This window comes from Microvirga sp. P4_G7 (assembly GCF_056401005.1).
Genome location: NZ_JBFUKD010000077.1, coordinates 1 through 9,302, shown reverse-complemented (window position 1 = coordinate 9,302; position 9,302 = coordinate 1). Strand labels below are relative to the sequence as shown.

Annotated in this window: 7 protein-coding genes; 4 read left to right on the top strand and 3 right to left on the bottom strand. The window is 63.2% G+C overall.

The genetic code is table 11. The annotated features are described in order from the left end of the window. Positions 1 to 154: 154 nt before the first annotated feature. The 3 genes from AC1DT3_RS05965 to AC1DT3_RS05955 all read right to left on the bottom strand — a co-directional run bounded on the left by AC1DT3_RS05965 (position 155) and on the right by AC1DT3_RS05955 (position 4,883). Positions 155 to 1,483 (bottom strand): HlyD family type I secretion periplasmic adaptor subunit, encoded by a 1,329-nt coding sequence (locus AC1DT3_RS05965; RefSeq protein WP_477464331.1) that lies wholly within the window; start codon positions 1,481 to 1,483, stop codon positions 155 to 157. After that, entirely contained in the window at positions 1,483 to 3,243 is a 1,761-nt protein-coding gene (locus tag AC1DT3_RS05960) for a type I secretion system permease/ATPase (RefSeq protein WP_477464330.1), read from the bottom strand. Before AC1DT3_RS05960 ends, AC1DT3_RS05965 begins: the two co-directional genes overlap by 1 nt. A gap of 509 nt (positions 3,244 to 3,752) precedes the next feature. After that, positions 3,753 to 4,883, bottom strand: a complete 1,131-nt coding sequence (locus AC1DT3_RS05955) for a DNA topoisomerase IB (RefSeq protein WP_477464329.1) — start codon at positions 4,881 to 4,883, stop codon at positions 3,753 to 3,755. A gap of 151 nt (positions 4,884 to 5,034) precedes the next feature. Between AC1DT3_RS05955 and AC1DT3_RS05950 the strand changes: the two genes are divergently transcribed. The 4 genes from AC1DT3_RS05950 (at position 5,035) to ispG (ending at position 8,909) form a co-directional block, all read left to right on the top strand. Continuing rightward, positions 5,035 to 6,201, top strand: coding sequence for a glycosyltransferase family 4 protein (locus AC1DT3_RS05950; protein ID WP_477464328.1), 1,167 nt, complete (start codon positions 5,035 to 5,037; stop codon positions 6,199 to 6,201). Then, complete coding sequence (locus AC1DT3_RS05945) at positions 6,198 to 6,842, top strand: class I SAM-dependent methyltransferase (RefSeq protein ID WP_477464327.1); 645 nt, start codon at positions 6,198 to 6,200, stop codon at positions 6,840 to 6,842. The genes AC1DT3_RS05950 and AC1DT3_RS05945 overlap by 4 nt, the downstream gene beginning before the upstream one ends. Before the next feature lie 158 nt (positions 6,843 to 7,000). Then, positions 7,001 to 7,519: a Fur family transcriptional regulator gene (locus AC1DT3_RS05940; protein WP_477464326.1), complete on the top strand. Its 519-nt coding sequence runs from the start codon at positions 7,001 to 7,003 to the stop codon at positions 7,517 to 7,519. Positions 7,520 to 7,622: 103 nt separating this feature from the next. Further along, entirely contained in the window at positions 7,623 to 8,909 is a 1,287-nt protein-coding gene (gene ispG, locus AC1DT3_RS05935) for a flavodoxin-dependent (E)-4-hydroxy-3-methylbut-2-enyl-diphosphate synthase (RefSeq protein WP_477464325.1), read from the top strand. The last annotated feature ends 393 nt before the right edge of the window (positions 8,910 to 9,302 follow it).

Here is a 9,302-nt window from a genome sequence, read left to right as displayed (position 1 = left end):
CGCCCGAATGGCTAAGCTTTAAACTCCCGAGGCGGCGCAAGGTTTCAATCCTGTGCTCATATCGCGCAAGGATTCGGAGAACAAAAGACCCCAGAAAGCGAAAGGCCCGGCTTTGCAACCGGGCCTTTCAACGATTTTCAGTTTGATGCGGCGATCAATGCTCGCGGAAGGCGCGGGCGAATTGTTCGCTCACGGGCTTCATGAGATATTGGAACGGCGTCCGTTCGTTCACCTCGACGAACACTTCCGCCTGCATGCCGGCCAGGATCTTCAGCTCGCCCAATTTCTTGAGCTGGTCCGCCGGGATTGCGACACGGATCGTGTAGAACGACGCGCCGGTCTGCTGATCGCGGGAAACGTCGGCCGAAATTCGCGACAGCGTTCCGTGCAGTTCGGGCGTCGAGCGGGCATTCGAAGCGTGAATGCGGATCGTCGCCGCTTGGCCGAGGCGCAGTTGGTCGATTTCCGACGGCTGCACGCGCGCTTCAAGGTCCAACACATCGTTGGTCGGCACGATCAGCATCACCGGTTCCGCCGGCGAGATCACGCCGCCGACCGTGTGCACATTCAGCTGATGCACGAAACCCGTGCTCGGCGAGCGGATGTCGATACGCTTCAACTGATCGAGCGCAGCCACCTTACGTTCGGTGTATTCGTTGATCTGCGCCTGAGCCTCGCGGAGTTCTTTCAGCGTGGTCGCGCGCATTTCCTCGTCGACCTGAATGATCTGCAGCGATGTTTCGGCGATGCGACCTTCGGATTGCGCCACGGCCGCGATTAACTGGCCACGCTGCCCTTCGATTTGCGCAGCGTCGCGTTCCAGCGCGTTGAGGCGAGGCAACTGAACCAGATTCTTCTGGTAGAGATCGCGAACGCCCTTCAGTTCTTCTTTGATGAACTCGGCTTCGCGTGCTTTCGAATCCTGCTGTGCCGAAAGGCCACGGATCTCGTCCTGGAACTGCGAGATGCGCTTCTTCAACTGGTCCTTCTGGCTCTCGCGGGTCGCTTTGCGCGCCTCGAACAAGGTGCGCTCGGAGGCGACCATCTTGGCAATAGCCGGCTCGGTCATGCGATCGGCGAATTCGACCGGCGAATCCATGTGGCCGGCCCCGTCGCGCTCGGCTTCCAAACGCGCTTGGCGCGCCAGGAGTTCGTCGAGCTGCTTGGAAACGACCTGAAGATTGGCCCGCGTCACCGTCTCGTCGAGACGCACGAGTAGGTCGCCAGCGTTGACGCGATCGCCTTCACGAACCTTCAGCTCGCCGACGATGCCGCCGGTGGGGTGCTGAACTTTCTTGACGCTGGAGTCGATCACGAACTGGCCACCGGCAACCACTGCGCCCGACAGGTTCGTGGTGGCGGCCCAGAGGCCGATCGTTCCGCCGAACAACAGGATGCAGGAGAGACCCAGCCGATTGAGATAGCGGAGCTTCTTTTGATGGGTCGACGGCTTGGGAGCCGGAGCGTTTGATAGGACGAGCATTAGCCGACCTCCCTCAGGGACGTGCCTTGCGCAGCGGCTGGCCGCGGAGCCGGCGTTGCGTTGTTGCGCTTCATGACGGCCTGCAGAACCTCGTCCCGTGGGCCGAGAGCCTTGATGCGGCCTTCTTCCATGATCGCCACGAGATCCACGTTGCCGAGGGCAGCAGGACGGTGGGTGATGATGACGACGACGCCGCCCCGTTCGCGAACCGACAGGATCGCTTGGTTCAGGGCTTCGTCGCCGGCGCCGTCCAAGCTGGCGTTCGGCTCGTCGAGCACGACGACGAAGGGGTCGCCGTAGAGGGCGCGAGCCAGCGCGACGCGCTGGCGCTGTCCGCCCGACAGGGACGCCCCGCCCTCGCCGATATGCGTATCGTAGCCATCCGCCAGATTGAGGATCAGTTCATGGGCGCCGGCAGTCTTGGCGGCCCTGATGATCGCCTCGGGAGCGGCCTCGGGCTGGAAGCGGGAGATGTTCTCGGCGATCGTGCCGTCGAACAATTCCACATCCTGCGGCAGATAGCCGATGTGACGTCCGAGATTGTCGGATTCCCACTGGTCGAGGGCAGCGCCATCGACGCGGACCTCGCCCCGCAGGGTCGGCCAGACGCCGACGAGTGCACGAGCCAGGCTCGACTTGCCGGAGGCGCTGGGTCCGATGAGGCCAAGGCCTTGGCCGGACTTCAGCTGGAACGACGCGCCCTGCACGATCGCCTGGTTGGAACCCGGAGCGCCGACATAGATGTCTTCGGCAAAGAGTTCGTTGACCGGCGCGGGAAGCGGCAGACGCTTACCTTGAGCGGGCACCAGCGACAGGATTCGCTCCAGGCGATGATAGCTCTGGCGTGCGCCGATGAAGCCCTTCCAGTTCGCCACCGCGATCTCGATCGGGGCGAGTGCGCGGGACATCATGATCGAGGCTGCGATCATGGAACCGGCGGACATATGGCCATCGATGACCAGAAGTGCGCCGAGACCCAGGATGCCCGATTGCAGGACCATACGGAAGATCTTGGCGAAGGCGCCCATGACGGACGAGGATTCGCTGACGCGCAAGCCATCATCCACGTGGCGGGTATGCACCTTGTCGTAACGGGTACCGAGGAAGCCCGTCATGCCGAGGGCTCGGACGGCTTCCGCGTTGCGGCGGCTGGTTTCGGCCAGCGCGTGCCGTTCGGCGCCGCTCTTGGTGAGCTCGTACATGGGGGCGCGGCTTTTCGCGTCCGTGTACAGCGTCAGGAGCACGATCACGACACCGCCGCAGACCGACATGATGCCGAGCCAGGGGTGAATGATGAAGCAGCCGAGGAAGAAGATCGGCATGAACGGCATGTCGAACAGTGCCGTCGGTCCCATGCCGGAAAGGAAGTTACGAATCTGATCCAGGTCGCGAACGGGCTGAAGGCTCTCGGAGGGCTTGGCGCCCTTGAGCGGCATCGTCGCGACGAGGTCGAAAATACGCCGCGCCAGGATCTCGTCGAACCGGGCACCGATGCGGGCGAGCATCTTGCCGCGGATCGTGTCCAGCGCACCCGAGAGCACGTAGGCCGCCAGAGCGATGAGGGACAGACCGACGAGGGTCGACACGCTCCGGCTCGACAGGACCCGATCGTAGATCTGCAGCATGTACAGCGAGCCGGTCAGGGCCAGAATGTTCACGATGGCCGAGAAGATGGCGACCCCACCGAACGAGGGGAGACACACCTTCAGAGCATCGGTCACTTCCGAGCTGTCTTCTCTTGGTCTTGTTGACTGCTTCATTTGACGTTCCTAGACGACTCTTGACCGATCCCTATTACACCACCGAAAGGCACGGATGGGCATTTGGAGCGGAGCGTTTTCCTTACGGGACGATTCTATCGAGGCTCGCAGCAATCGGATTCCGGGACCCCATCCTACGGATGGCGTCTAAGATACTCCGGTTTGTGCCTTAAGGCCCCTATCAATCGCGGTTTACGTAACGCAACGATCTTTTGTAACCATATTCCATGTAACTATGTCAACCGCGGGTCAAAAAAAGGTGCCCGCTTTCTCAAAAGATAGTTTCCGCGCTCTCCGGTGGAATCGGCCACTTCGCAAGCGCATTGGCAATGCGGACGGTCACGCGCCCTTGGGGCCGAAAATCGACGAAATGGCCCGTTGCGGCGGGACAGGTCGCCAAAGAATGTGTTCATTTTGGGGACCCGCCCGCCCAAACTCCCGCCAAGCTCGAGACCGCGAGGGGATCCGTCAGAGACCGTCACACGGGCAAATTCGAGCGTTGCCTGTGGCTATGCGCCGCGCCGGCGCGATCGGCCCGAGGCGCTTCCCTTTTTCGCGACTTCCTTCGTCAGGCGCCGCTGCAGGAAGGACAGCACGGCCGCTTCCTCCGGCTTGAGGCCGTCAAGCTTCTCGCGAAGCTCCGCTTCGGCCTGCTCCTTGATGCTCGCGAGGAGATCGCCTTCCAGGTAACACGCGAAAACATCCGGGTGCACATAGCATTTGCGGCAGATCGTCGGGGTATTGCCGAGCCGGGACGAGACCTCCTCGACGGCCGCCCTGATGTTTTTCTTGGCCTTGGCCTCGCTGTCGAACGCCTCGAATTCCGCCAAGGCCATGGTGGCGAGCACCGTCCCGGCCCACGTGCGAAAATCCTTGGCGGTCACGTCCCGGCCGGTGATCTCGCGCAAGTAGGCGTTCACGTCGGTGGACGAGACCGATTGCCGATCGCCGTTGTCGTCGAGGTATTGGAAGAGGGCTTGACCCGGCAGGTCCTGGCAGGCGCGGACGATCTTCGCCACGCGCCGGTTCTTGATCTTCAGCCGCCAGGACTTGCCGCTCTTGCCGGTAAACTGGAACCGCAATTCCGAACCATCGATTTCCACGTGGGGAACGCGCAACGTCGTCAGGCCATAGCTCTTATTCTGCTTGGCATAATCGGAATTGCCGACACGGATCAGGGTCGTTTCGAGCAGATGGACGATGGTGGCGAGAACCTTCTCGCGCGGTAGCCCGCGCAGGCTCATATGCGCATCGATCGCTTTTCTGAGCGCCGGGAGCGATCGGGCGAATTCCAGCATGTGCTCGAACTTGGTGCTTTCGCGAATCTCGCGAAACGATGCGTGATAGCGGTATTGCTTGCGCCCCTTGGCGTCCCGGCCGGTCGCCTGGATGTGACCGTTCGCTTTGGCGCAGATCCACACGTCCGTGTAGGCGGGCGGAATCGCCAGCGCCTTGATCCGGTCGAGCGTCGCCTTGTCTTTCACCTTGGCGCCGCTGGGGCCGGCGTAAGAGAAGCCGGTGCCGGCCTTTTTTCTCCGGATCCCAGGGTCCTCGTCGGATACATAAAGGAGACCGACGGTCTCCGCCGCATCGCGGGGGTCGATGACGTCGTCCCGGGCCGGGGCTTGATCGAGCAACATGTCCTCGCGGGTTCCAAGGGGAGCTGTGTTTGGAGCGGCGAGGTGCCAACGAGAATCGTGACAGGCGGTTCCCTCCGGCTCGGCTCGCGAACCGTTTCCCCTTCGGCGGATCATGCACTAGAAGAGCTTGCAATCTCGCTCTGGACGTTCCGTGCCCGCTTCCTCTTCCGACCCGCAAGACGCCTCCGATCCCCGTGGACGAAAACTCGTCTTCGTTGTCACCGAGGATTGGTTCTTCGCGTCGCATTTTCTGCCCATGGCGCGCGCCGCCCAGGAGCAAGGGTTCGCCGTGCGCGTCGTCTGTCGGGTGCGCGACCATCGCGACGCCATCGAAGCGACCGGCGCCAAAGTCATCGCGCTCGAAGCCGAGCGCCGCAGCCTCAATCCCATGGCGGCCGGGTACGCGGCTGGACAGCTGGCCTCGATCCTCAAGGCGGAGCGGGCCGATATCATTCATTGCATCGCGTTGAAGCCGATCCTGGTCGGCGGCTTCGCGGCAATGCTCGCAGGGGTGGAGCGGCGGATCTTCGCTTTGACGGGCCTCGGCTTTCTCGGTGCCCGAACGGATATCGTGGGTCGCCTCGCGCAGCGCGCGATTCGCGTGTTGGTGCGCGGCTTGGCGACGGCCAAAACCCATTTTCTGTTCGAGAACCCCGACGACCCAAAGCGCCTCGGTCTCGATCCTGCGGCCGCCAATGTGACGATCGTCGGTGGCGCCGGCGTCGACCCCGAGCACTTCGCGCCGGCCCCGCTCCCCTCACAGCCACCCCTCAAAATCGCCCTCGTGGCACGGATGCTGTGGTCGAAAGGCATCGATCTCGCCGTCGAGGGCGTCATGCTGGCGAGGGCTCGAGGTGCTGCGATCGAACTTTCCCTTTACGGCGCCCCCGACCCCTCGAACCCGAAGGCAATCCCGGAGGAGACGCTCCGGCGCTGGAGCGAAGAACCTGGCATTCATTGGCACGGGCCGACGCTCGACGTCGCCGCGATCTATCGCGCCCATCATGTCGGTTGCCTTCCTTCGCGAGGAGGCGAGGGCCTGCCGCGCACGCTTCTCGAAGCCGCCGCTTGCGGACGGGCCTTGGTGACGACGGACGTTCCAGGTTGCCGCGCACTCGTTCGCGATGGAATCGAGGGACGCATCGCCGCGACGCCCGAAGCAACTGCCCTCGCCGACATCTTTGTCGCGCTCGCATCGGACAAGGACATGGTCGCACGCATGGGCGCGGCGGCGCGCCTCCGCGTGATCTCAGGCTTTACTGAACGTGACGTAATGGACGCGGTGCAGCGCCTCTATCGCGCCATGCTGTCGGCATGATCGACGACCCCGCCGGTTTCATCAAACGCGAGACCCGGCTCCGCCCCGTACCGCACACACCCGAGATCGCCATCTACGTCGCGGACGAGGCCACCGACCTGTGGCAGCGGACCGAAGAAGAGCTCGGCGCCATTGGTCTCCCGCCGCCGTTCTGGGCCTTTGCGTGGGCCGGCGGTCAGGCGCTTGCGCGCTACATTCTCGATCATCCCGAGATCGTGAAGGGCAAGCGGGTTCTCGACTTCGCCTCGGGCTCCGGCCTCGTGGCCATCGCTGCCGCGAAAGCCGGCGCCGCGAACGTGCTTGCTTGTGACATCGACTCGTTCGCGATCGCCGCCATCGACCTGAATGCGGAGGCGAACGGCGTTGAGATCTCGCGTTGCCAGACCGATCTCGTCGGCTCGGACGACGGCTGGGACGTCGTACTCGCCGGCGACATCTGCTACGAACAGGACCTCGCGAAAAGGGTCGTCGCGTGGCTGTTCGCCCTGGGCGAACGCGGTGCCGGGGTATTGCTCGGCGATCCCGGGCGCTCCTACCTGCCGAAGGAGCGTCTCGCCGCGGTGGCGACCTATCAGGTGCCGGTGACCCGCACCCTCGAGGATTCCGAGATCAAACGAACGAGCGTGTGGCGATTCACCTAGCGAGCGCCTTTGCGCGACTTTGCGTGCATGCAAGGTTGAAGTGATCCAGGGTTGCACAAATAGCTCTATGAAAGGATAGTACATTACCTCTATAAACGAACAGGAATTGGAACGGGCTCAACCGACAGGCGCAGCCCAGCACAACGACAGGTTCAATCATGTCCGGTTCACTTGCTCGCATCGAAACCCCAAGGCACGCCACTCTTTGTGCACACGCTCTCCGCCAAGCTGAGCGCGCGCCCAAGGCTCTGGCTCAATCCGAAGCCATCTGCCGCGCCAACGGCGCCCGGCTGACGCCCATTCGCCGCAGGGTGCTGGAGGCGATGTACGCCACGCACCGGCCGCTCGGAGCCTACGAGTTGGCCGAAGTGCTTGCTCCTGCGGGTGAACGGCTCGCCCCGATCACCGTTTACCGCGCTCTCGAATTTCTCATCGAACAGGGCCTCGCCCGTCGCCTCACGACCAAGAACGCCTATGTGGCGAGCCTCAGCGGCGGTGACCCGCGAGAGGTGGTTGCGCTTCTGATATGCGACGATTGCGGCGGCGTGGACGAAGCGACCGCGCAAACCCTGACGGACGATGTCGCGAATCTCCTGTCCGACGAGGGCTTCCGGCCGACGGCGAAAGTGCTCGAGATCACCGGGCAATGCACGCATTGCCGGGTGCAGGCGAACTGAGACATTCGCGCATCCCCGACTCATCGTCCGCCACGCTTGACGGACGGGCGATTAGGCTTCAGCTAAACGACGGCAGGCTCGATCTGCCGTCGTGGAACGCTTGATGACTTCCGTAACCTCACCTTCTCCCGAATTGTCTGCGAGCGACGTCGCCGGACCCGCCCCGCGCCACCGTAGCGTCGGTGTTCAGGTCGGGTCGGTGCTGGTCGGCGGCGGCGCGCCGATCGTCGTGCAATCCATGACCAACACGGATACCGCCGATGCGGATGCCACCGTGGCCCAGGTCGCGGCGCTGGCGCAGGCGGGGTCTGAACTCGTCCGGATCACTGTCGACCGCGATGAAGCGGCAGCTGCCGTGCCCAAGATCCGCGAGCGACTCGACAGGCTCGGCGTAACCGTCCCCCTGGTGGGCGACTTCCATTACATCGGCCATCAGCTTCTGGCCGATCACCCGGCCTGTGCCGAAGCCCTCGACAAGTACCGTATCAATCCCGGCAATGTCGGATTCAAGGAAAAGAAGGACAAGCAGTTCGGCGCCATCGTCGAAATGGCGATCCGGCATGGTAAAGCCGTGCGCATCGGCGCCAACTGGGGATCTCTCGACCAAGAACTCCTGACTCACCTGATGAACGAGAATGCCGCCTCGGCCCGGCCGCGCGACGCCCGCTGGGTGACCCGTGAGGCAATGATCCAATCGGCGTTGCTCTCCGCGACCCGCGCCGAAGAAATCGGCCTGGCGCGAGACCGCATCATCCTCTCGGCGAAGGTCTCGGCGGTGCAGGATCTCATCGCCGTCTATCAGGACCTCGCCAAGCGCTCGGATTACGCCATCCACCTTGGCCTGACGGAGGCCGGCATGGGGACGAAAGGCATCGTGTCCTCCTCGGCCGCCATCGGCATCCTTCTGCAGCAGGGGATCGGCGATACGATCCGCTATTCGCTCACCCCGGAGCCGGGAGGCGATCGCACGGTGGAGGTCAGGACCGCCCAAGAACTCTTGCAGACGATGGGTTTCCGCACCTTCGTCCCGCTTGTCGCCGCCTGCCCTGGCTGCGGCCGGACCACCTCGACCGTGTTCCAGGAACTGGCCCGGGACATTCAGACCTGGATTTCGACGTCGATGCCGGGATGGCGGGAGCAATATCCCGGCGTCGAGGAGCTGAACGTCGCGGTCATGGGCTGCATCGTCAACGGCCCGGGCGAGTCCAAACACGCCGATATCGGCATCTCTCTCCCAGGGACCGGCGAGCAACCGACCGCGCCGGTGTTCATCGATGGGCGCAAGGCCGTCACCTTGCGGGGCGCGACGCTGGCGCAAGACTTTCAGAAGCTCGTCCTCGACTACATCGAGAAGCGCTATGGCACCGGCACCAGAAACGCTGCCGAATAAGACCTGCCGTCCGCGACTTTGGTGGAACCACCGCGCAGATTCCGTTTTAAGCTCGCACGCGATGTGTTAGAGACCCGCCGCGCCGGCGCCRCAAACGCCCCACCGGCTCGTGCAGGGATCCGCCGCACCGAAAACGGTTCGACGATCTGTTCTTGCGCAATTTCAAAGGTTTAAGGCGTAATTGGACGCAAGGCAGGATCGACTTTTGCTGATCGCGCTCTGGGAGGGATTGTCTCTCCTCGAATTCGCAGCGCACACTAAAAAGGCGTCCGCGGGAAAGAGCCGCTAAGAAAATCATGGCAGAACAGCAAGCTGTTGCCCCCGGGCATCTCGATTCTTCGGCTCCCGCGGCGACGCATCCCGAGCATCACGCGAAGGTCAATCACTGGACGC